The 22,453-nt window shown below is 65.3% G+C and carries 19 protein-coding genes; 16 read left to right on the forward strand and 3 right to left on the reverse strand.

The annotated features are described in order from the left end of the window. Positions 1-50: 50 nt before the first annotated feature. Positions 51-3,773, reverse strand: coding sequence for an ESPR-type extended signal peptide-containing protein (locus tag ABB26_RS05275; RefSeq protein ID WP_057632624.1), 3,723 nt, complete (start codon positions 3,771-3,773; stop codon positions 51-53). Positions 3,774-3,981: 208 nt separating this feature from the next. Next, positions 3,982-4,935 carry a helix-turn-helix domain-containing protein gene (locus ABB26_RS05280; RefSeq protein ID WP_057632625.1) on the reverse strand — a complete coding sequence of 318 codons (954 nt, stop codon included), beginning with the start codon at positions 4,933-4,935 and terminating at the stop codon, positions 3,982-3,984. Between the two features lie 480 nt (positions 4,936-5,415). On the opposite strand from ABB26_RS05280, the gene ABB26_RS05285 reads away from it, so the two are divergent. The 13 genes from ABB26_RS05285 to ABB26_RS05345 all read left to right on the forward strand — a co-directional run bounded on the left by ABB26_RS05285 (position 5,416) and on the right by ABB26_RS05345 (position 17,794). Then, positions 5,416-5,607, forward strand: coding sequence for a Flp family type IVb pilin (locus ABB26_RS05285; protein WP_057632626.1), 192 nt, complete (start codon positions 5,416-5,418; stop codon positions 5,605-5,607). A gap of 15 nt (positions 5,608-5,622) precedes the next feature. Then, the gene (locus ABB26_RS05290) at positions 5,623-6,156 is read left to right on the forward strand and encodes an A24 family peptidase (RefSeq protein WP_057632627.1); all 534 of its coding nucleotides are present in this window, start codon (positions 5,623-5,625) and stop codon (positions 6,154-6,156) included. Further along, entirely contained in the window at positions 6,149-6,631 is a 483-nt protein-coding gene (locus tag ABB26_RS05295) for a pilus assembly protein TadE (protein ID WP_057632628.1), read from the forward strand. Before ABB26_RS05290 ends, ABB26_RS05295 begins: the two co-directional genes overlap by 8 nt. Before the next feature lie 33 nt (positions 6,632-6,664). Further along, positions 6,665-7,729 carry a Flp pilus assembly protein CpaB gene (gene cpaB / locus ABB26_RS05300; RefSeq protein ID WP_057632629.1) on the forward strand — a complete coding sequence of 355 codons (1,065 nt, stop codon included), beginning with the start codon at positions 6,665-6,667 and terminating at the stop codon, positions 7,727-7,729. A gap of 80 nt (positions 7,730-7,809) precedes the next feature. Beyond that, positions 7,810-9,060, forward strand: a complete 1,251-nt coding sequence (locus ABB26_RS05305) for a type II and III secretion system protein family protein (RefSeq protein WP_057632657.1) — start codon at positions 7,810-7,812, stop codon at positions 9,058-9,060. 28 nt (positions 9,061-9,088) lie between these two features. After that, positions 9,089-10,336: a CpaE/TadZ family protein gene (locus tag ABB26_RS05310; protein ID WP_152982559.1), complete on the forward strand. Its 1,248-nt coding sequence runs from the start codon at positions 9,089-9,091 to the stop codon at positions 10,334-10,336. 2 nt (positions 10,337-10,338) lie between these two features. Further along, positions 10,339-11,691, forward strand: a complete 1,353-nt coding sequence (locus tag ABB26_RS05315) for a TadA family conjugal transfer-associated ATPase (RefSeq protein WP_057632631.1) — start codon at positions 10,339-10,341, stop codon at positions 11,689-11,691. Beyond that, positions 11,688-12,602, forward strand: a complete 915-nt coding sequence (locus tag ABB26_RS05320; protein WP_057632632.1) for a type II secretion system F family protein — start codon at positions 11,688-11,690, stop codon at positions 12,600-12,602. Before ABB26_RS05315 ends, ABB26_RS05320 begins: the two co-directional genes overlap by 4 nt. 40 nt (positions 12,603-12,642) lie before the next feature. Beyond that, positions 12,643-13,575, forward strand: a complete 933-nt coding sequence (locus ABB26_RS05325) for a type II secretion system F family protein (protein WP_057632633.1) — start codon at positions 12,643-12,645, stop codon at positions 13,573-13,575. After that, positions 13,575-14,396, forward strand: a complete 822-nt coding sequence (locus ABB26_RS05330) for a tetratricopeptide repeat protein (protein ID WP_057632634.1) — start codon at positions 13,575-13,577, stop codon at positions 14,394-14,396. Before ABB26_RS05325 ends, ABB26_RS05330 begins: the two co-directional genes overlap by 1 nt. Then, complete coding sequence (locus ABB26_RS05335; protein WP_057632635.1) at positions 14,393-14,788, forward strand: DUF3613 domain-containing protein; 396 nt, start codon at positions 14,393-14,395, stop codon at positions 14,786-14,788. Before ABB26_RS05330 ends, ABB26_RS05335 begins: the two co-directional genes overlap by 4 nt. 8 nt (positions 14,789-14,796) lie before the next feature. Then, positions 14,797-16,941 carry a TadG family pilus assembly protein gene (locus ABB26_RS05340; RefSeq protein WP_057632636.1) on the forward strand — a complete coding sequence of 715 codons (2,145 nt, stop codon included), beginning with the start codon at positions 14,797-14,799 and terminating at the stop codon, positions 16,939-16,941. 133 nt (positions 16,942-17,074) lie between these two features. Then, the gene (locus tag ABB26_RS05345) at positions 17,075-17,794 is read left to right on the forward strand and encodes a DUF2968 domain-containing protein (protein WP_057632637.1); all 720 of its coding nucleotides are present in this window, start codon (positions 17,075-17,077) and stop codon (positions 17,792-17,794) included. Positions 17,795-17,956: 162 nt separating this feature from the next. Here ABB26_RS05345 and ABB26_RS19140 read toward each other — a convergent pair whose 3' ends face one another. After that, complete coding sequence (locus tag ABB26_RS19140; protein WP_161809011.1) at positions 17,957-18,094, reverse strand: hypothetical protein; 138 nt, start codon at positions 18,092-18,094, stop codon at positions 17,957-17,959. On the opposite strand from ABB26_RS19140, the gene trxA reads away from it, so the two are divergent. From trxA to ABB26_RS05360, 3 genes are all read left to right on the forward strand, one after another. After that, positions 18,093-18,953, forward strand: coding sequence for a thioredoxin (trxA, locus tag ABB26_RS05350; RefSeq protein ID WP_057632638.1), 861 nt, complete (start codon positions 18,093-18,095; stop codon positions 18,951-18,953). The two genes, ABB26_RS19140 and trxA, sit on opposite strands and share 2 nt — an antisense overlap. A 159-nt stretch (positions 18,954-19,112) precedes the next feature. Then, complete coding sequence (locus ABB26_RS05355; RefSeq protein WP_245626134.1) at positions 19,113-20,768, forward strand: FecR family protein; 1,656 nt, start codon at positions 19,113-19,115, stop codon at positions 20,766-20,768. Further along, positions 20,765-22,396, forward strand: a complete 1,632-nt coding sequence (locus ABB26_RS05360; RefSeq protein WP_057632639.1) for a CHASE2 domain-containing protein — start codon at positions 20,765-20,767, stop codon at positions 22,394-22,396. The genes ABB26_RS05355 and ABB26_RS05360 overlap by 4 nt, the downstream gene beginning before the upstream one ends. The last annotated feature ends 57 nt before the right edge of the window (positions 22,397-22,453 follow it).

Below are 22,453 nucleotides of genomic sequence, written 5' to 3' on the forward strand. Positions count from 1 at the left end.
GCGCAGCTGTCGGGTACCGGCACCCGTGGGTGCCGGCACGTTGTCTGCCGTTACCACTGGAAGCCGGCGCCGACGGTCACACCGCCATCGCCACGCGTGTTGGCCGAACCGCTGAGCTTGTAGATCCAGCGGCCACCGTCGGTGACACCGGACACGCCCACCGCCATGCTCGACTCGCCGTGGAAGGTGCTGGCCGCCATCGACGCCATGCGCTTGCCCGCTTCGGTCGGCTGCGGCAGACCTGCCATCGCCATCGCCGAGGCGACGCCGGCCGAGGCACGGTCGTCGATGCGCTTCATGTCGCGATTGATGTCGTTGAAGCGTTGATCGGTGTAGTTCTTCGACCAGTCCATGACGTCCCCCAGGCCCTTGTTGAGTTGAGCAACATTGACCGCATCGGTCGGTGCCACGCCGGTACCCACGTTGTGGATCACGGTGCTGGTGCCGGGGCGACCCATCGTCACGCTGCCGTAGTTGGTGCTGCCATCGGTGTTCTGGTCGTAGCGCACGGTGCCCTGCTGTGATGCCTGCAACTGGCGTACATTCACCGCATCCGTGGCTTCGGCACCGTCAGCCACATTGGTGACCTGGCGTTCCGCGCCGACGGCGCCCACCGACACCGTGTTGGCACGGTTCGCGACCGAGCCTGCGCCCAGCGCCACGCTGCCGGCGGCCGATGCATTGGCACCATCCCCGATGGCCACGGCCTGGGTACCGCTGGCGGTGGCTTGCGGGCCAGCGGCCACGCTGTCCTGGCCGGTCGCCGAGGCCGCTGCCTTGGTTGAGTTCACGGCGAAGTACGCGTTGCCGGCACCGCCGTTCTGGATGTTGTCGATACGCTTGTTGACGTTGACGATGGAGCCGTCCATCGCTTCCAGCGCATCGGTGACATTGCCGAAGGTCTGCTGGGTGCTGGCACCGGCAGTGTTGATCGAGGTGACATTGAAGCTCGCCGCGGACCATTGCCCCGTACCACTGTTGAACTGCATGGTGCCGCCAATCGCCGAAGCGACCGCATCATTGGTGGCGGCCAGCTGACCGCCGTTGATTGCATCCAGGCTGCCGGTGGTGACACCGCCGGCGGCCACGTTGCGCACGGAAACCGCCGCTCCGGTGCCATCACCGGCCAGGCGTACTTCGTTGGTCGCATTGCCCGAGCCATCGGCGGTGTACAGCACCGCCAGCGGGTCGCTGCCGCCCGGGCCGCTGCGCGGCAGCTTGCTCAGGTTGAACAGCGAATCGCTGATGGAGCTGAAGGCCCCGCCGACATCGCCGAAGCTCAACAGAGAAGCCTGTCCCTGAGCGTTGATGCTGTTGATCTGGTAGTTGGGCGCATTGAGCACGCCACCGTTGAACGTCGCGCCGCCTCCCAGGTAAGTCGCCAACGCGCTGCCCATGCCGAACAGTTGCCCACCGTTGACCGCCTCCATGCTGCCCGAAGCCACCGCGCCTGCGGCCAGGTTGGCCAACACCGTGCCGTTCCCGGCCTGCCCCCCGCCCAGCGTCACCTTGCCGTAGTTGACGACACCATTGACGTCTTCGTCGTAAACCACCGCGGCCAGGTCCAGATCGTTGATCAGGTCCAGCGCGCCGCGCAGCTGCTTGAGGTTGACCGCATCGGTATCCTGGCTGCCGGCGGCGACATGGGTGATCTGCCGCTCGCGCCCCGCCGAACCCACCGCCACTTCGCCGATGGACGTCTGCGCGGCGGTCAGGCCGAATGCCGTGTAGTTGTCCTGCCCGCCACGTGCGGCGTCGGACTTGAAGCCCAGCGCGACACTGTTGGCTTTGTTCGAGGTCGCACCGGCACCGAGCAGGGTCTGTGCATTGGCGGTGCCCTTCGCGCTGTCGCCCACCACCACCGAATGGCCCTGCCGTGCGTCGTAGTCGGCAGTGGGAACGCCGGTCTTTCCGCCAGCTGCGTCAATGAAAACCTGATCGGCGGTCTGCGCGGCGAGGCGATGCTCGGCGTTGCTTCCGATCACCACTTCCTTGGAGCCATTGGCAAAGGCACCGTCGCCGATCAGCACCTGGTAGTCCTGTGCGGCAGGTACCGCCCAGCACTTGATCTGCGCCAACCCCGCCAGATTCAGGCAGTCCGATGCCCAGGCCGGTGCGCCATCCGGCAGCACCAGGCCCAGCAGGCCGCCCGGGTCGCCGTTGTTGATGTTGGTGATGTAGCTGTCGGAGGTGACGCCACCGATCAGGGTCAGGTGCGAGTTGCCGCCTGTGGCCAAACCGCCCAAACCATTGAGCACCTCGCCCACCGGGCTCAGATTCACCAACGGCACCCCCAGCACTTCAACCGAAGAGTAGGTCTGCAGCACGTTGGCGCTGTTGACCTTCAGGCTGCCGCTCTGAATGTAGCCATCGCCACCCAGAATGGAATCCAGCGGGGATTCCACCAGCTGATTCACCGAGCCCACCAGGCCGCCGTTGCCGACGATCAGGCCCGATGGACCCGACGTGACCGCCGCCGGGCCGGCGTTCGGCACGACCGGATTGCCGGTCAATCCCCCAACCACATTCGACAAACCACCGGTCAGCCCACCGACGACGCCACTGAGCGTATCGGTCACGCCGGTCACCCCTGAGCCAGCACCGGTGATGCCGCCCAGCGTATTGCCGGTAGCTCCCAGCAACGTGGAGGCCGTGTCGTCCACCGTGCCAAGCAGATTCTGCACGGTACCGGTGACATCACCATCGGCAAGCGCGCCGGTGGTGTCCTTCAACCCGCCGGTCAGTGCACCCACCGTGTTGGAAAGCCCATTACCCAAGGTGCTCGAACCGGTCACACCGCCAACCGCTGCGCCCAGAAGATCGCCAACGCCGTCCAATACCGGCGCAACGCCGTTTACCAGCCCATTCACCAGCCCGTCCAGCCCCGTGCCCTTGGCAACATCACCGGTCAGTGCCTCCACTGCACCCACCGCGCCGGTCACCGTGTCGCGCACCGGGTTGTTCCCCTCTTCCTTGCCCGGCAGCAGTACATTGCCTACACCGGCGACACCGCCACCCAGCTGCTGGGTGACTGAGGCAACCGTCGTGCTGGCGTGTGATGTCAGCGTTTCAACGGCAGCCAGCGGCTTGCCGGTAAGTACTTCACCAGTCAGTTCTTTCACCGCACCGGTCGTGGAAGCCAGCGTGCCATGCAGCGGGCTGCCACCCTCCTCCTTGCCTGGCAACAGCACGTTGGTCAGGCCCTGCAGACCCGAACCCGCATGGGTGAGCGGCCCGACCGTGGCAGTCACCGTCGCATTGGCCGACGCAGCCAACGGCTTCACCGCGAGTGCGGCATCGGCCACCACCGACAGCGCTGCTGCCGGCGTCGCTGACGGTGCATGTGGCCGCAGCTGCGGCAACGCCGCGCGCACGCTGGCTTGTGCGTGTGCCACAGGCGCTGGAGACGACGCCCGCGGCTTGATCGCCAACGCGACCGACGTATCCACCTGCACCAGCGCCGGCAGCTTCACCGAGGCATCCAGGGACACCCGGGCATTCACGTCCGGCAACGCGGCGGACACCATCTGCTGCGCGTCGGTGCTGCTGTACTTGGCCACCAGGTCCTGCAGGTCAGCCAGCTTGGCGTCGGTTGCAGCAGCGGGCCCGGCCATGGCCAGCGCGATCGCGCTGCCCAGGCCAGCCAGGGTCCATGACCCTGCCGGCGACAGCTTCGACGGACCCGAGCGCTTGCCTTGCACGCTGGCCAGTTCGGAACCCACGACGAATGCATTGAGTGTGCGGTTCCAGACCAATCGGTAGATGCGGTTCATGTGGAGCCTCCGGTTCGATCCATCCGGGCGCGGACGGGTCTTGGTTCGTGAGGCCAGTACACCGTTTGCAAGGGCGGAAAATTGCCCACATCCGGCACATCCATAGGACGATTTGGCAAAGCGTTGCCCGTTACCGGCAAGCCGATGCACGTATTCGGCAACAAGCGCTATTACGCGATGCCCATCACACAGCCGCGTGGCAGTCGGCTCAGGCGTGCGTGTACGTACCGCGCATCAGGGTCTCGCTGGGCAACTCACCAAATACCCGGCGATAGTTGTCGGCAAAACGCGACAGGTCCCACAAACCGCAGCTCAGTGCGATGGATTTGACCGACTTGCGCCCGGCATCCGCACTGGAAAGGCTGCGGCAGGCTTCACACAACCGCAGCATCGACAGATAGCGCACCGGCGAAATGCCCACAAGCTCTTCAAACGCATAGCGCAACGCGCGCTCGCTGACGCCGGCCGCATCGCACAACTCCTGCATATAGATGTGCCGGCGCAGGTTGGCGTACATCAGGTCTTCGGCGCGGCGGAAAATCAGGTAGCGCACGCGGCGGCTGCGATTGCAGTTCATTCGTTCGACCGGGCCATTGGCGACCAGCTCCTTCACATGGGCGTCGAGCATCGCCTCGATTTCACCACTGGTGACCTCGCCCTGCGCGATGCGCTCGTGCAGCCCCTGGTAGTAGGCCTGCAGGGGAACATGCATGCGTCCACTGACCAGCGGCACCGCGGACGGCTCTTCCCCCAATCCGCCCAGACGCTGTGCGGCAGCACGTTCCTGGAAACGCTTGAGCGGAACCAGCACGAAGGTGACCCGGCTGCCTGCGCCTAGCGCGAACTCGGTGACGCCTTCCGGCATCACCGAAATGATGTTGCCTGAGGTCAGCGGCACGCCATGACACCAACTGGCCTCGGCATCAACCGTCTGCAACCAGCCCAGCAGGCACCAGTCCAGCGGCAGCACGAACCGACCGCGCGCTCGCGCGCCTATTTCGAAGGTGCACAGCAGCGCCTGGTCGTGGACAAAGGAAGAAATGGCAGCAGTGGGGGGCTGGTCATCAAGCAGCACCAACTCGACATGGCAGACACGCAGGGTGCTTCCCAGCGCAGCCAGATCGAACGACCGCAAACCTCGACCGTCAGCAACCGCATCCATGTGAACGCCTTTGCGATCCCCGGAGGAACTCGCTTCAGAAGCGACTATCCATTGCGGGCTGGAACTGCAGCCCGCAATCCCCGACGCACATCCTGAAACTGCCTACAAAAAGCGGTGAGCGTGTAGCCAAGCTTGTTCGCTCGGCACTGATACTGACAAAGAATCAATGAGCACCTCGTAAGAGCGAGGCCGCGAAATAGCGACCGGCATCACAGATATGAAAAAGAGTTATTTTTTGCCGAATTCGCGCATCTGTCTTCACACACACATTGCAATGATGCTCCCGGGCATGCCATGCGTGCCGACAGGGGCAACACGGAAGCAGCGGCGGGGAAGCCGTAGTACACGCGGCCACCCGAACAGCTATCGACACACCGGTCGGTATCAAGCAATCCCAAAGACCACTTCGGGCAGGAATGCCCAGTTTTGCCCGGCTGTCGGTCGGCGCATCACCGACACCGGGTCATCAGGGAGAACGCTATGAACGCTCGGATCCGGAAGTTCTTCAAGGAAGAAGATGGTGTCACCGCACTTGAGTACGGGCTGTTGGCAGCGGTGGTCGCCGGCATCATTCTCTTCTTCGCACGCGATGGCTTGACCGCTGTTTTCAGGACGATTCTGACCAAGCTCCAGGGCGTGGTCACCAACAGCGACGCCCCGGCCGCCAGCTGACCGACGGCCCTGGCCATGACCTTCATCACCCTCATCGCCCTGCTGCTGGGGCTGCATGTCGCCATCAGTGACATGACGGCACGGCGCGTGAGCAACCGTGCGCTGCTGGCGGTGTTGGGCATGGTCGTATTTGCACAGTTGTTCACCAACGGCACAACACCGTCCATCGCCGATTGCCTGCTGGGTGGCGTCGTCGGCTTGGCGGTACTACTTCCGTTCCACCTCATCGGCTGGATGGGTGCCGGTGACGTCAAGCTGTTTTCAACCATCGGTTTTCTGCTCGGAGCCAAGGCGCTGCTGCCCATCTGGGTCTGCGCTAGTTTGGCCGCCGGGGGCCACGCGTTCCTCGTCGTCGCGTGGCCCTTGGCGGTGCGCTATGTGCCCGCCTCGCTGCACAAGGTCAACCTGGCCTCGCAGGGCAACGGCTGGCTGCAGGATTGGCAACTGAACCTGCGCGCCGCACGTCAGGGGCGCTCGGGCATTCCGTATGCGGCCTACCTGGGCATCGCCATGATCGGCTATGTGCTGCACCGAGGTGGTTATGTCTAAGCGCCGGCTGCCACAACGTCGCAACGCACGCGGCGTGATCACGCTCGAATTCGCCTTCCTGATGATGTTCGGCGTGCTGCCACTGCTGCTGGTCACCTTCACCGGTGTCATGGTGTTCGCCGCCCAGCAGTCACTGGCACTGGCGGCCGGCGAAGGGGCGCGTGCGGCGCTGCGCTATGGCGACATTCCCGAACGCCGCGCCAATGCCTGCATGGCGGCGGCGCGTTCGATGCAGTGGCTGCTGAATTTCTCCCGGTCCACGCCCAGCTGCAGTGCGGCCAATGCGCCGCCGATCACCGTCTCGCAACCGTTTGCCTGCAGCTCTGATGGCAGCGTGCAGTGCATCCGTGTGATCGCGTCCTACGACCATGACGCCCATCCGTTCCTGCCCGGCACCGGACGCCTGTTGGGCTGGAGCATGGGCAAATCACTGAGCAGTACCGCCGTTGTGCAACTGGATCTGGGCAATCGCTGACCGCTGCTGTCTCCAAGGAGGAGGAGTCTCACCATGCCAAAGGCAATCCGCATCGCCGCCATCCTGCTGTTGGTGCTTGCCGTACTACTGGCGGTACTGGCCTTCGGCATCGGTCGCAGAACCCCTGCCTCGCCCGAGCTCACGATCAAGCCGGAGCCCACCGCCGGCCTGCCCAAACGCGTGGTCGTGGTGACCACCAAGGCCCTGCCGGCCGGCCAACCGATCACCGCCGCGGATCTGTCCACCACCGAATTGCAGGTGGCCCCCAACGAAGGGTTTCCGGCCATTGCCGATGTGGTCGGCCGCGTTCCCAGTCACGATATCGCCGCAGGCGGCATGGTCGCGCGTGGGCAGCTGCTGCAGGGCATCGCCGCCGGCATCATGCCCGGCGAACGCGCGGTGGCGATTCCGGTCGATGAGCTGGCCGGCGTCAGCAACCGCATCACGCCCGGCGACTTTGTCGATGTCTTCATGAGCCTGCAGGCACCGTCCGAAGCCGGCGCACAGCGCGACAATCCGCAGGCGCGGCTGCTGCTTTCGCGGCTGCGGGTCCTTGGCTACGGCGCTGAGGATGTCGACACGCAACAGGCCGCCGCACAGGCCGAAGGCAATGCGGCGGCCAGCCAACCGGAGCCGGGGAGCCGCGCCGAAACCATCGCTTCGCGCAGCAACAACAGTGCATCGGGCGGCACCACCGGCAACGCCGCACCGGCGCGCAGCGCCATCCTTGCGGTGCCGGTGCAAGATGCCGGCCGCCTGCTGCTGGCAGCCCACAGCGGCAAACTGTTCCTGGCACTGCGCAACCCCGGCGATACCGCACTGGCCGATGCGTCCATCTTCGTCACCCCGCCGCCGGTACTGCCGTTACGTCGCGATCTGGATGCCGTGGATGCCGAGGCCGCCTCACGCCCGGAAAACCAGGCCTATGCCGGCATCAGTCTGGCCGCGCTGGCCGGTGAATCAGACGGCAAAAAGTCACCGGCAGCAGCAACCGCCACCCCCGCACCGGCTCGCCCGCGCGCGCCGCGCCCGGCCAGCCGCCAGGGCATCGAGATCATCCGCGGAACAACGCCATCCAATCGTCTGTCTTCGCCATGACCGGGGGCCTTCACTTGCTGCAACGTCCACTCAAAGCCACCTCCTTCATCACCGCGCTGGCGTTGCTCGGCGCGGGCGTGATGCCGATGCTCGCCGCGCCGCTGGCGCGTGCTGAAGCTCCCAGCAACATAGTGCTGCTGGAGCTCAACGAACAGCGTCCATGGAACCTGCCGGCGGATGTTGAACGGATTGCCATCGCCGATCCGTCCATCGCCGACATCACCCGCATTGGCCGCAACAACGAGGCCCTGCTGGTTGGCAGATCGCCCGGCAGCACTACCCTGCTGTTGTGGCTGCACAAACAGGCCGCGCCGACCCGCATCCGCGTGGAAGTACGCAACGCGATTCAGGGCGGACTGCTCGACGGCGGCGGCAGCACGGTAACCGTGCAGGCCGGCCAGGCGCTGCTCTCCGGCAGCTCGACGTCGCTGCTGGAGCACGAAGCAAGCCGCAAGGCGGCTGCATCCGCCGTGGGTGAGAAAGGCGCGATCAACGACGTCGCCACCATCAACAACGGCGGCGTGGTGCAGGTGGAAGTGAAGGTGGTGGAGTTCAACAAGAAGGTGCTGCGCCAGATCGGCATCAACTTCAGCAACACCAACGGCGGCTTCACCTATGGCATGACCGCGCCCTCCGGCAGCAGCAACGGCGGTGCGCTGTCCTCGGCGTTCAAGCTGATTGCCGAATCCATTCCCGGCAAGTGGGACGCCAACATCGACATCCTGCAAAGCAACGGTATGGCCCGTGTGCTGGCCGAGCCGACGCTGGTGGCGCTGTCGGGCCAGAGCGCCAGCTTCCTGGCTGGTGGTGAACTGCCCATCCTTGAACCGCAGGGGCTGGGTACCACCACGGTGACCTTCAAGCCTTTCGGCATCGGCCTGACCGTGACACCGACCGTGCTTTCCTCCGACCGCATCTCACTGAAGGTGGCACCGGAAGCCAGCGACCTGGATTACAGCCGCGGCATCAATCTGGACGGCACACAGATCCCTGCAATTTCCACCCGGCGTGCCGATACCACGGTTGAGCTGGGCGATGGCGAGAGCTTCGTCATTGGCGGGCTGGTCAGCAGCCAGCTCTCTTCGGTGGTCAACAAGATTCCGTTGCTCGGCGATCTCCCGATCATCGGTTCGTTCTTCCGCAACCTTTCCTACCAACGCGAGGACAAGGAATTGGTGATCGTGGTGACGCCACGACTGGTAAGACCGCTGGCACGCGGCACTGACATTCCGCTGCCCGGACAACGCGAAGCACAACCCAACCTGCCGGTATGGGGCTCCTGGCTGCTGCATCCCGCAAGCCCGGATCAACTGCCCGGCTTCTCACGCTGAAGCCCAACTCATGTCCTCGGTGATGCCCTTGCCCCTGAACCAAAGCGCGACCACCCTGCAGCTGGTGCTGTATGCGCCGGACAACCGGCACATCGCGCGCCTGGGCAGCGTGCTGGCCGGGCATGTGGAACTGCGCTGGGTCGACAGCCGCGAAATCCAACCCCGGCAGATGCTGGACAGCGCACCGGAGTCAGCGGTCATCCTGCTCGACTACTGCGGCGGCAACGCCGCGTACTCCAGCGACATTGCGCGGCAGCTGAGTGCGCAGCAGGCCTACCGGTCGCTGATCGGCATTGGTACCACCGGCCCCGAGCAGGCCGCGCACCTGCTGGCTGCGGTGCGCTCGGGCGTGCGCGACTTCATCGACATCGACAACACCACTGCGCAGATGCTGGAAGTTTTCGAGCGCGTCGGCAGCATGCCGGCCGCTACCAAACCGGCCGCCGCACCCGTTGCCGAAGCCAAACCCCGCGGACGCCTGGTGTTGTTGCTGGGTGTGCGCGCCGGTATCGGCACCAGCACGCTGGCAACGCACCTGGGCGCGCTGCTTGCCACGCAGGACCCGGCCGTGACCGACCACAACCAGCACCACGGCCAGCTGTTGCTGCTCGACGTTGGCCAACCCTCGGCCGATGCGGCGTTGTACCTCGGCATGGAAAGCCATTTCAGCTACGAAGAAGCACTGAGCAATGTCGAACGGCTGGATCGCACCTTCGCGGCGACCGCGTTCGCACATCATTCCAGCGGGCTGTCGCTGCTGGGCAACGCCAGCGGCACCCTGCTGAAAAAACATGAGCCCAGCGCGCTACTGGAACGCCTGCGCAGCGTGTTTCCGACCACGCTGTGCGATGCCGGCGGCCTGCCCATCCAGTTGCTGCCGACCAGCCTGCTGCAAAACGCCACCGACATCTGGCTGGTCGCCGACCAGGCCATCGGTTCGCTGGTATCACTGGATCAGACCATGCGCGAGCTGGAACAACGCGGTCAACGCGATGCGCGGCTGAAGCTCATCGTCAATCGCTTCGATGCCAACGGGGGACTGAGCGACATGCAGATCGCGCAGCGCTTCAGCCTGCCGCTGCTGGCCACTCTGCCCGACCGCGCCCGCGTGCTGCGCTCGAACGCCGGCCTTGGCCATCTGCTCACCGAATCGGCGCCGCGCGACCCCTATCTCAAAGCGCTGCAGCCGCTGCTGCAGGCGCTGGACGGCAAGCCTGTCACCGCGCACGCATCCAGCTCACCTCTTACTCGTCTCGCCAACCTGCTGGGCAAATGACAATGGAAGACAAAGTCACCCCCCTCCCCGCGCGCCAAACGGCTCCACCGCTACCGGTCGAACCGATCGTCAGTGTGCCGTTCGAGCAGACCGAGCAGTTCCAGAGCGTGTTGTCGGCGGCGCATGAGTACCTGCTCAACCACGTCGAAGACCAGCGGGTCGATATCGACGCATGGTCACCCGAGACCACCGGCAAGTACGTCCAAAGCCAGACCGCTGCGTTCGTCAAGGAATGGAAGATCCCGGTCAACGCGCAGGAAATGGAGGCCGTCTCCAACGCACTGCACAAGGAACTGACCGGCTTCGGCCCCCTGGATGACCTGCTGCATGATCCGGAGATCGAGGACATCCTCATCAACGGTTACAAGGACGTGCACATCTCCAGTGGCGGGCAACTGCGCAGGGCCACGCAACGCTTCAGCGACGACCGCCACCTGCTGCGTATCCTGCGCCGCATCATCGCCCCGCTCGGCCGCCGCCTGGACGACTCCAACCCGATGGTCGATGCCCGCCTGCCCAACGGCGGCCGTCTCAACGCCATCATCTCGCCACTGGCCGTTGATGGCCCGATGGTGTCGATCCGCAAGTTCCGCAAGGATCCGTTCACTCCGGACGAACTGCTCGCGCGTGGCGCCTTCGACAAGCCCATGTATGCCCTGCTCCACGCACTGGTACGCGGCCGCTGCAACGTCCTGATCTCCGGCGGCACCAGCTCCGGCAAGACTTCACTGTTGAATGCGCTGGCCACCTTCGTACCGCACAACGAGCGCGTCATCACTGTCGAGGACACTGCCGAACTGGCCCTCAACCATCCGCATGTGGTGCGGCTGGAAAGCCGTCTGGGCGGCTTCGACGGCGCCGGTGCGGTCAGCATCCGCGACCTGGTCCGCAACAGCCTGCGCATGCGTCCGGACCGCATCGTGGTCGGCGAAGTCCGTGGTGCCGAAGTACTGGAAATGCTGCAGGCGATGAACACCGGTCATGACGGCTCCATGGCCACCATCCACGCCAACTCGCCGCGCGACTGCCTGTACCGCCTGGAAATGCTGGCCGGCTTCGCCGGCTTCAACGGCAGCGAGGAGAGCCTGCGCCGGCAGATCGCCAGTGCCATCAACTTCATCGTGCAGATATCGCGCCTTGGTAGCGGCCGCCGCGTCATCACCTCCATCACCGAGATCACCGGCGTCAGCGACAACATCATCACCAGCCAGGAGTTGTTCAAGCACGAACCGTGGATCGACCAGGACAGCCGCGAGCGTGACCGCTGGGTCGGGCTGGGCTTCCACCCGCATTGCTACAAGCTCGAACCGTTCCGCCAGGAACTGCGCGAAGCCAACCTGGGCAGCCTTGCATGATGCTGCCTCTGCTGCTCGGCAGTACCGCGCTGCTGCTGATCGCCGTGGCGATGGGCCTGTGGTGGGGCTTGGCCACGCGCGTGCAACAGCGCGCGGCCGCCGAACATGCAGAAACGCGCCTGTCCCACCCCGACGCGCAACGCAACGCCGACAATCCCACCGCGCAGCGCAAACCGGCCCGACGCTGGGCGGAACTGCTGCGCCGCGCCGGCTTGCCGGAATCGCCGCGCACCCTCGTCCTGCTGCTGATCCCCGGACTGCTCGCAGCCGTAGCCGCCGGCATGCGCATGAATTCGCTGGGCTTCGGCGTCTTCGTACTGGCCTTGTATCTGCTTGGCGTCTGGCTCTGGCTGTGCCGGCGCATCGAAAAGATCCAGCAGCGGTTGGTGGCACAGATGCCGGATTTCCTCGAGAACATGGTGCGCATGGCCGGTATCGGCAACAGTCTTTCGATGGCGTTCCAGAGCGCCACGCAGAATGTGGATCCGCCGCTGCGTCCCATCCTCGACTCGGCACTGAGCAATACCCGCGCCGGCATGGATCTGGACCGCGCCCTGCAGCATGCGGCACAGGCTTATCGTTTGCGCCCCCTTGAAATGCTGTCGGTGATCCTCGGCACCAGCATCCGCATTGGCGGACGCAGCGACCAGATCCTGCAGCGCATGAGCGACTTCATGCGCGACCTGGAGGAAGTGCAACGCGAGCTGCAGGCCACCACTTCCGAGACCCGCATGTCGGCTTGGGTGCTGGGGCTGCTGCCTGTGGTCGCGGCCATGATGATGGCCCTGCTGAGCCCGGACTTCTTCCAGCCCATGTTCCACGACCCACTGGGCAAGAAAGTACTGCTGATGGCAGTCGCGATGGAGGCGGTCGGCGCGTTCCTGTTGTATCGCCTGGCCAAGTCGCTATGAGCACATCCGCCATCTCTTCCTTTGCACCAGGGAGCAGGCCATGAATCTGCTGCTGTCGCTGTCCTTGATGCTGGTGGTGATTGCGCTGCTGTTGGCTGTGGCCGGCCTGCTGTACCACGGCCGCCGCTCACAACAGGCCAGCGCCACGCTGCAGAGCGCGCTGGACAGCGTCAAGCACATTGCGCCGGAGAGCACTGCACCGCGCAGCTGGTGGCAGCAGCGCCTGGCGGATCTGTCCGCCATCGGCCAACACTTTGAAGGTAGCCGCGTGCAGAAGGCGCTGCTGGCGCCGGAAGACCGCCTGCTGCTGGAGCAGGTGGGCTGGAACCACACCACCGGCACTGCCGTGTTCCTGGCGCTGCGGATCATCCTTGCACTCGCGCTACCGGTGCTGGGTCTGCTGCTGGTGCGCCCACAGGGCGGACAAGCACTCATCGTGCTGCTGGTCGGTTTCGCCCTCGGCATCCTGCTGCCAAAACTGGTGTTACGCACATGGGCGACGCGCCTGCGCAAGAAGGTGGACGATGAACTGCCGCTGCTGATCGACCTGCTGCGGCTGCTGCAGGGTGTGGGTTTCAGCATCGACCAGAGCCTGCAGATGGTGGGCGAAAAGCTGCATATCGCCGTACCGGTGCTGGGCAAGGAACTGCAACTGGCCAACAGCGCCTATACGCGCGGACGCAGCCGCGAGCAATCGTTGCGGCGGCTGTCCGAATCATTCGGCAACGACGATCTACGCAGCCTGATGCAGATGATCCTGCAGGTGCACCAGCACGGCGGCGCGGTGCAGGAACCCCTCAAGCAGTTCGGTATGCGTTTGCGCGAACAACGGCGGATGAAGATGAAAGAAAAAGTAGGGAAGCTCTCGGTGAAGATGACCGTGGTGATGATGGTCACGCTGCTGCCGGCACTGATGCTGGTGCTCGGCGGCCCGGCGATCATTTCGCTGGTCAACGCAGTCAGGGGAATGTGATGCGCACAACCACGTATTTGTCGCTTCTGCTGCTGCCTGCGCTGATTGCCGGCTGTGGCAACAACCGCGCCGCCTACAAGATACCGCCGGCCGAACCTGCTTTGGTGGAAACACCGCAGAACGATCGCGGCATGTACCTGGACCTGATCAAGCAGATGCAGGCTCAGGGCGCTTACTTCGCCTCGCTGGCGCATATCGATGCCTTCCGCCAGCGCTTTGGCGACATACCTGAGCTGCGCATCCTGCAGGCCGACGCCCTGCGCGAAACCGGTGAACGCAGCGCAGCCGCGCAGCAATACCGCATGTTGACCAAAGGCCCGCAGGCCGCGCAGGCCTGGCACGGGCTGGGACTCATCGCGGCCGCGTCCAACGATGCTTCCGGCGCGCAGCTCGCCTTGCGCAACGCCGTGCAGATTGATCCGCTCAACGTCGCCTATCTGGGCGACCTGGGTTTCGCGTTGCTGCAATCGGGTGAACTCGACCAGGCCCGCGTGCCATTGGCCAAGGCCGCCGAGCTGGCACCCGGCAACGCGCGTGCGGTGTCCAATCTTGCGCTGTGGGCCCTGCTCAACGGCCAGCCGGAAATGGCCGATGCCATGATCCAGCGCGCCAATCTGCCGCAGGCCACGCGTCAGGAGATCCTGCGTCTGGCATCAACCCTGCGCAGGCCCGTTGCCATCACCAGCGGTGCCGGCAATGCACCGGCCGCGCTGGCAGCACAACAAGGGCCAACCACACCGTCGCTACGCCCGTTGCCACCGCGCTCGATGCTCGACCGTTTCACTCCCACAACCGCCCCGTCGCAGGAGACCGTGCAATGAGCAAGCGTCCCGTGATCGCTGCCGTGTTCCTGATCGGCTGGCTTGCCGCCGCTACCGCCAGCGCACAGCACACACCGCTGATCGAACGCATGGCCGAGGCGCCGGCAACGTCCACATCCCCGCCATCGACAACCGCAGCAGACGCGGCGATTGGCGCCCCCGCCTACGCCGCGCCGCCAACCAGCACGCCCCATCGCGCGCAGATCGGTGACACCACCCGAGCGCTGCTGCGCCTGCAGGCCGATGGCAGCAGTGCCGGCAACGCGCTGCCGATGCTCGGCGAAACCGCCAGCCGCAGCTACCAGCGGTATCTCGACAGCTTCGATCACCCGATCCCCGAGTATTTCGAGGCCACCCTGCCCAACGCCAAGCAAGGCGGCAGCAGCCGCTGAGGCCCACCATGAAACGCCTGCCCCTGCGGTCCAGCAACGGCCAGCAACGTCTCCTTCCGCGCGGCATGGCAGCGCGCCAGCGCGGTGGCATGGCGGTGATGATGATGCTGTTGCTGCTCGGCCTGGTGGTCATCCTGGGCCTGGTGGAAGTTGGCTATCTGTACTGGGCCAAGCGCGACGTGCAGAAGACCGCCGACCTGGCCGCACTGGCCGGCGCCCAGCGCCTGGAACTGTGCACCACCGACTATGCCGACAACCTCGCTGCGCGGAAGAACGCGGTGGGCGACAACGGCTTCGCCGGCACGCTCGCCATCCACTGCGGCTACTGGAGCGCGGAATTGCCCCGCGATGCACGCTTTGTCGCCATCACCGCCACCCGCCCGTTGAATGCCGTGCGTGTCACCGCGTCGCGCCAGTCCGTGCCGTTCCTCGGCCAACTGGGGGCGATGCCGGTCATCAGCGCCACGGCGGTAGCCCGCCGCACCGAACCGCAGGCCGCTTTCAGCGTTGGCTCGCGGTTGCTCAACGTCAACGGCAGCGCGCCGCTGCAGGGCCTGTTGCGTCTGGTCGGCATCGACCTCAACCAGACCCAGATCGGCAGCTACCAAGGCCTGGCCAACGTCAAGATCACGCCACGCGGATTGCTGGAAGCACTCGGCATCCCGGTGGCGGCGGACATCAATGCCGGTGAACTCAACAGCCTGTTGGCCGCCAACCAGATCAGCGTCGCCAAGCTGCTGGATGTCATGGCCGATCTGGCCGACCAACAAGGCGTGGCGGACATCAACCTGGGGCTGCTGCAGCAGAAACTGCTTGGCGTCGGCTTGAGCGATGTATTGGTGAAGCTGGGCTCCACCGCCACCAGCAGTGGCCTGTTCGCAACCATCGCAGGCGGCAGCAATGCGGCCAGCAGTGCGCTGGATGTGGACCTCAATGCACTGGACCTGCTCGGCACGAGCATCTCCATCGCCAACTCCAAACATGCAGTGGCTGTCCATCAACTGGATCTACCGCTGCTGCGGGCCAAAGCAAGCATCGTTGAACCGGCGTCCATCGCCATCGGCCCGGTGGGCACCACCGCCTACAACAGCCAGGTGCGGTTGTTCCTGGACATCGACTCGCAGTACCTGCCGCTGGGGCTGGGCCAGGTACTGGGCTTCCTCGGCACGCGCATCAAACTGCCCACCTACATCGATGTGATCGACGGCTTTGGCCGGCTGTCGGCCATCAACTGCAGCGCGCAGCCGGCCACCGCAACGGTCGATGTGGAAAGCCCCATCGCCAACATCTGCATCGGCAAGGCCACCACGCCGTGGGATTCCACCCGCGAGCTGTGCAGCACCGGGCTGGGCAACGAGCAACTGATCACCCTGCTCGGCCGCAATGTGCTCACCCACAAGATCGCATTGCCCGCATTGCCCAATCACGACCAGCTGGTACTCAGCGAGGGCCAGACCGGTACCGTCAAACCCAACGACCTGCAGGTAGGCCGGCTGGTGTCCGATCTGGTCGGTGCATTGCTGGGCACATTGCAGTCACTGTTTGCACCGCAAGGCAGCAACACCGATGCAGCCAAGGACCTTGCACACCAGTATCTGGAAGCGACCAAGGTCAACGGCCTCTATCAACCCGACGCGGTGGTTGCGGCATTGCGCGACGGCAGCGCCACCCTGCCGGCGCTGGGCAACTGGAACACGCAGATTCCCACCTGCGACTACTGGCTTCTCGGCTGTACCCCCAAGAAGGTGGACGGCAACGTGTGGGCCGGTTTCCTCTACGAAACCAACGTCAGCGACCCCAGCATCATCGGCGGCCTGCTCGACGTGCTCGGCATCACCTCCTGCAAGGGCCTGCTGGCCGGGCTGCTGGCCTACAACAGCTGCGTGGAAAACGCCCTGGCCAAATACCTGCAGACCAAACCCGGCGGCCTGAGCGGCACCGGCGGCTACAACCCGGTCACTGGCGGCGGCAGTTGTTCCAGTGTGCTGTGCCTGCTGCTCAAGCCGATCATCGACACCACCTTGCGGCCACTGCTCGACAGCGTGGGCAGGCTGCTGTCAGTGATTCTGTCCGACGTGCTGGGCCTGCAACTGGGCCGCAGCGATGTGCACATGCAGTCGATCCAATGTGGCCGCAGCCAGCTGGTCGAATGAGCCAGCCAACAGCCCGCCAAATCGTTGCGGCACAGCGCTTTTCGCCGCTGGGACGCGTGCTATGCTCGGCGCCGACCCGTACGCAATCAGCATCTGCGACGGCCATCGCAATTCGGGGGAATTACGAGGATCTATGAGAAGGATCGAGATATTGCCGGCCCGGTTCGCTTGGGCATTGCTGGTTGTAGGCCTCGTGGCCGCCCCTCAGGCATTGGCCGGGCGTTGGCAGCGCGGTGAAGCCGAGCCACCCGCCGCCCCCGCCAACAGCGAGGACACCGCCGTTGGCAACACCGTTGCCGAGCTGCAGCGGTTGATGAACAACCGCGAGCTGACCGAACTGCGCACCACTTACAACGGCAACTACGGCGCCAGCCTGTTGTTCCATGCCGACTCGATGAACTACTACGTGGCGCTGTTCCACGAGAAGGAGTTCTGGCGGGTCATCCGCACCGACTCGGTGGAGAATGCCGAGACGCTGTACGTCACCTTCGCCGACCAGACCAAGCAGCTGGCCCAGGTTTACCTGGACACGGTTCGCCTGCAGGCCGGCAAGGCCTACAGCGAGAAACTGGTGGCCTTGAACGAACGCCGCCTGCGCGGTCTGCAGCAGGAAGTGGAGCAGCAGCGCCAGCAGTCGATGCAGGTCAGCAACGCGCTGCAGGAGCGCAAGCAGCAGGCCGTGGCATTGAGCTCGGACCTGCGCGCCACCAACACCCAGCTCGAAACCCTGGACAAGCAGATCAAGGCGCTGCAGGCCCAGCAGATCAACCCGGAACTGTCGCTGCCTCCGGCACCTGCGGTTGCCCCGGCAGCTGCGGCGACACCGGTCGCGGAACTGCCAGCGCAGCACTGAACTTTCCTGCATTGCCCGCTCAGTGGCAGCCTGCCTTTGGCGCAGCGCTGCCCACCAAGCACCAGAGCCCCATTCGATCTTGCTGAGAGCGTCGAGTGGGTTTTTTTTTATGGTTTCCCTTGTGGGTTTCCCGGCCATCCAAGCCTCAATCGAGGCACTCGATCACGACCAGGGCACGGCACCGACGGCACCACCGGCAAAGGCGTGCGCCGCCTTCGACAAACCCCCTGCGTCCCGGTGGTTGAGAACCCGCGCAATCGTCGCCATAAAGAGATTTCCTGTCAGCCAGAATCCCGTCATGAGCGAACTCCCCCACGTTTTCGAAGCCACCACCGACACCTTCGAGGCCGAGGTTCTGCAGAAGTCGATGCAGACGCCCGTGCTGGTCGACTTCTGGGCCACCTGGTGCGGGCCATGCAAGAGCCTGGGGCCGCTTCTGGAGAAGCTGGCCGGCGAGTACAACGGTGCCTTCGAGCTGGCCAAGGTGGACGTGGACAAGGAGCAGCAGGTCGCTGCCGCCTTCCAGATCCGCTCGGTGCCCACGGTGTTCCTGATCAAGGACGGCCAGATCGTCGATGGCTTCCCCGGTGCCATGCCCGAAGGCCAGCTCCGCGAATTCCTCACCCAACACGGTGTGCTGCCGTTGGAAGCCACTGCGGTCGCCGCAGAACCTGAGGCGTTGCCGCAAGACCCGCAGGCCGAGGTCGCCGCGCTGCGCGAAGCCATCACCGCCGAGCCGGACAAGGACGAGCTCAAGCTCGACCTGGCGCTGGCCCTGCTCAAGACCGGTGCGGTCGAAGAAGCCGGCCCGCTGCTCGACGCCCTGCCCGCCAACCTGGCCACCGACGATCGCGCCGTGCGTGCACGAGCCCGCCTGGATTTCAGCAACGCACTCAAGGACGCACCGGCCGCCGATGTACTGGCCCAACGCATACTGGCCGACGGCAATGATCTGGAGGCGCGCTATCAACTCGGCATCCATCACCTGCTCGGCGGCGAGGACGAGGCGGCGCTGGAGCAGTTTATCGAGATGCTGCGTATCGACCGCAGCTTCCGCGACAACCTGCCCAAGAAGGCCCTGATCGACGCCTTCCGTGTCATCGAGGACGAAGATCTGGTCGGCCGTTACCGTCGCCGGATGTCCTCACTGCTGTTCTAAGCGATACACGTTCAGGCAGGCGAAACTCCGCCTGCCTGATAATGCGGCGCTGGATCAACACCATGATCGCGCCGCAGCGGTATTGCGGTATCCGGGGGGATGGAGATGCACGGCTTGGAAACCGGGCTCCGGGGGCCCGTACCTGAGGACGAGATTTCCGTGACCTTGCAGATTCCGCAGTTCCTGCACCTGTTTTCGAAGATGCTGCTTGTCAGCCTGTTGCTGCTCAACATCCCTTCTGCTGATGCACAGGACTGGAGCTACCGCGTCCGTCCCGGCGACAACCTCTGGGACCTGGGCGCACGCTATCTCAAGCCCTCCGTCCCCTGGCAACAGCTGAAACAGCACAACGCCGTCTCCGATCCTTACCGCCTGCCCCCCGGCCAGACCCTGCGCTTCCCGATTGCCTGGCTGCGGGTCGAGCCGGCGCCGGCACGCGTGCTGGCAGTGCGCGGCCCGGTGCAGGTAACCGGCATCGGGCCGGGCTCGCAGCCCGTGCGCGAGGGCATGCGACTGCCCATGGGCAGTGAAATCCAGACCGGTGCCGATGCCAGCGTAACGCTGGAATTCGCCGATGACTCACACCTGCTGCTGCGCGAAAACGCACAACTCCAGCTGGACCAGCTGAGCAGTTACGGCAGCACCGGCATGGTCGACACCCGCATCCGGCTGCAGCGTGGGCGCAGCAGCAGCCGGGTCACGCCGGCGCGCGGCCCGGCCTCGCGCTACATGATCACCGCCCCCACTGCGACCAGCAGCGTGCGCGGCACCGTATTCCGGGTGAGCGCCGGCGGTGCGACGGCCGCTGCCTCGACCGAGGTGGTGGAAGGCCGGGTACAGGTGAGCAACCGGCTTGGCCGACGATTGGTTGAACCCGGTTTCGCCGCCATCAGTGCCTCGAGCAGCGCCGCACCGGCACCGGTACACGCCCTGCTTCCCGCTCCGCACCTGGAACCATCCCAGCTGAGATTGGCGCCACTCCCCCTGCTGGCAGCCTGGCAACCGGTAACCGGTGCTGCCGGCTACCGCGTCGAGGTGGTGCAGGCCGATGCCCCCGAAGTGTTGCTGTTCGCCCGTGACCTGACCGAGCCCAGGCTGCAGATCGACGACCTGCCGCCTGGTCAGCTGCGACTGCTGGTGCGTGCGGTCAGCACCGAGGGAGTGGAAGGTCTCGACGCCGAACACGCCTTCACCGTCCCCGATGGCCTGCCGGCGCCGCTGACCCTGGCGCCGTTGCACGGCCAGACCATCCACCAGCCGCAGCCCCGCTTCGAATGGGCAGTGGTGCCCGGTGCAACCGGCACCGCGCTGCAGATCGCCCGCGAGCCGTTGTTCCTGCAGCCCGTGCTGGAACAGGAGGCACACGGCAGCCGTGCCCGCGCCGCGTCCGCGCTGGCGCCGGGCGACTACTTCTGGCGCGTGGCCTCGCTGGATGCACAGGGCCAGCGCGGTCGTTACGGTCAAGCGCTGCCGCTGCAGGTCAGCGATGCACCGCCAGACCCGCAGCTGCAGTCGGACAAGAGCCGCAAGGGCCAATTCACACTCCGCTGGCAGGCCGGACAAAGCAGCCAGCGCTACCGGGTGCAGATCGACCGCCGCAAGGATTTCTCCCGGCCGCTGCTCGACCGCGAAGTGGAAGTCCCGGAGGTCTCACTGAAACAACCCTGGCGTGGCGGCAACCTGTACGTGCGGGTGCAGACCCTGGATGACGATGGCTATGCCGGCCCGTTCTCGCCGGTGCAGCAGATCCAGCTGCCATGCAAGCTCTGCTACGGCACCGGCGCCGGCGCCCTGTTGCTGCTGCTCGCCCTATGAGAGTGCTGAGGCTGCGCTGGCATCAACACCTGCTGCTGGCCGCCGCAGTGGGTGCATTGGCTGGCTGGATCAGCCACACCAAGGTGTTCTGGCAGCAGGATGAAAGTGCCTACGACCAACTCGTCGGCAACTGGAACTACGAAGCCGACCCCAGCCTGTTGATCGTGGCCATTGATGACCACAGCCTGCAGCAGCTCGGGCAATGGCCTTGGCCTCGCGGCACCCATGCACGCCTGCTTGACCGCCTGCAGCAGGCAGGTGCCGAGCATGTCGCGCTGGACCTGTTGTTCATCGAACCCGACCGCAAGGACCGCGACCAGGACGCCTTGCTGGCCGACGCGATCAAGCGCAGCGGCAACGTGCTGCTGCCGGTACTGGCGGTAGCTCCCAGCGACGAGGCGGTGCCTGAAGAACTGATGCCGGTGCCGGTGATTTCCGCCGCGGCGGCACAGCTGGCGCATACCGACATCGAGATCGAAGGCGACGGTATCGCACGTGGCCTGTACCTCAAGGCCGGTATCGGCTCGGCCTACTGGCCCGCGTTGGGCATGGCCCTGGCCGGTCGGATTGATCCGGTGCCCGGGCTGCCCAGCCCGCAGGACTCAACCCTCACCCCTTACCAGTGGCACCGCGACAACTATGTCCGCCTGCGCTACGCCGGGCCGCCGGGCACGTTCCCGCAGGTGTCCTACAGCGATGTGCTGGAGGGCCGCATCGCACCGGGCCTGCTGCATGGGCGACGGGTGATCGTCGGCATGACCGCCAGCGGCGTGGCCCCGCGCCTGCTCACGCCTACCTCGCACGAGCGCTGGATGAGCGGCAGCGAGTACCAAGCCAATGTCGCCTCCATGCTGCTCGCACACCACGCCATCCTGCCGCTGATGCCGCTGGCGCAGATCTTCTTCGTGGCCCTGCTGGTGATGCTGTGCGCCATGGCCACCACCAGCTCATTGCCACCCTGGCTGGTGGGCGCGGTTGCAATACCGGCACCATTGCTGCTCAGTTTCATCCTGCTACGCGGCTTCAACCTGTGGTTCGCACCAGTGGCAGCCGTGGTCAGCATCATCGTCCTGCTGCTGGCTTGGGGCCTGTGGCGCATCCGTTACTGGCGCCGTCAGGCCAACCGCGACCCGCTGACCGGCCTGGCCAACCGCATGCGCTTTGAGGAAACGCTGCAGCTGGAGACCGATGCCGCACGCCGCAGCGGTCGTCCGCTGAGCCTGCTGCTGGTCGACGTGGACCATTTCAAGTCCTACAACGACACCTACGGTCACTATGTGGGCGACCGTGTTCTGCGCCAGGTCGCCAACACCATCGACGACCTCGCCCGCCGTCCGCGCGACCTTGCCGCACGTTTTGGCGGCGATGAGTTCGCGGTGATCCTGCCCGACACACCCCAGGCCGGTGCGGTGCAACTGATCGAAAGCCTGCTTGCACGCACGCGCCAGCAGGGCATCACCGTCGACAAGGGTCGACTGGCGCAGGTCAGCCTGACCATCGGCGTGTATACGGTGGTGCCGGCCGCGCAGGACACCCCGGCAAGCCTGTTCGAGGCCGCCGACGCCGCGCTGTACCGTGCCAAGGAAGCCGGCCGGGACACCTACGACGCCGATCCATCACCGCGCTGACATCCGCCAAACCATACGCATGCGAATGCTAGACTGGCCACCCCCAGTCTCCTCCGT

Source organism: Stenotrophomonas humi, from assembly GCF_001431415.1.
GTDB classification, from domain to species: domain Bacteria; phylum Pseudomonadota; class Gammaproteobacteria; order Xanthomonadales; family Xanthomonadaceae; genus Stenotrophomonas; species Stenotrophomonas humi.

Bases quoted from the DNA above. Each gene is read 5' to 3' on its own strand.
- ABB26_RS05275 (WP_057632624.1), bottom strand. From the start codon at position 3,773: ATGAACCGCATCTACCGATTGGTCTGGAACCGCACACTCAATGCATTC.
- ABB26_RS05280 (WP_057632625.1), bottom strand. From the start codon at position 4,935: ATGGATGCGGTTGCTGACGGTCGAGGTTTGCGGTCGTTCGATCTGGCT.
- ABB26_RS05285 (WP_057632626.1), top strand. From the start codon at position 5,416: ATGAACGCTCGGATCCGGAAGTTCTTCAAGGAAGAAGATGGTGTCACC.
- ABB26_RS05290 (WP_057632627.1), top strand. From the start codon at position 5,623: ATGACCTTCATCACCCTCATCGCCCTGCTGCTGGGGCTGCATGTCGCC.
- ABB26_RS05295 (WP_057632628.1), top strand. From the start codon at position 6,149: ATGTCTAAGCGCCGGCTGCCACAACGTCGCAACGCACGCGGCGTGATC.
- cpaB (WP_057632629.1), top strand. From the start codon at position 6,665: ATGCCAAAGGCAATCCGCATCGCCGCCATCCTGCTGTTGGTGCTTGCC.
- ABB26_RS05305 (WP_057632657.1), top strand. From the start codon at position 7,810: ATGCCGATGCTCGCCGCGCCGCTGGCGCGTGCTGAAGCTCCCAGCAAC.
- ABB26_RS05315 (WP_057632631.1), top strand. From the start codon at position 10,339: ATGGAAGACAAAGTCACCCCCCTCCCCGCGCGCCAAACGGCTCCACCG.
- ABB26_RS05320 (WP_057632632.1), top strand. From the start codon at position 11,688: ATGATGCTGCCTCTGCTGCTCGGCAGTACCGCGCTGCTGCTGATCGCC.
- ABB26_RS05325 (WP_057632633.1), top strand. From the start codon at position 12,643: ATGAATCTGCTGCTGTCGCTGTCCTTGATGCTGGTGGTGATTGCGCTG.
- ABB26_RS05330 (WP_057632634.1), top strand. From the start codon at position 13,575: ATGCGCACAACCACGTATTTGTCGCTTCTGCTGCTGCCTGCGCTGATT.
- ABB26_RS05335 (WP_057632635.1), top strand. From the start codon at position 14,393: ATGAGCAAGCGTCCCGTGATCGCTGCCGTGTTCCTGATCGGCTGGCTT.
- ABB26_RS05340 (WP_057632636.1), top strand. From the start codon at position 14,797: ATGAAACGCCTGCCCCTGCGGTCCAGCAACGGCCAGCAACGTCTCCTT.
- ABB26_RS05345 (WP_057632637.1), top strand. From the start codon at position 17,075: ATGAGAAGGATCGAGATATTGCCGGCCCGGTTCGCTTGGGCATTGCTG.
- trxA (WP_057632638.1), top strand. From the start codon at position 18,093: ATGAGCGAACTCCCCCACGTTTTCGAAGCCACCACCGACACCTTCGAG.
- ABB26_RS19140 (WP_161809011.1), bottom strand. From the start codon at position 18,094: ATGACGGGATTCTGGCTGACAGGAAATCTCTTTATGGCGACGATTGCG.
- ABB26_RS05360 (WP_057632639.1), top strand. From the start codon at position 20,765: ATGAGAGTGCTGAGGCTGCGCTGGCATCAACACCTGCTGCTGGCCGCC.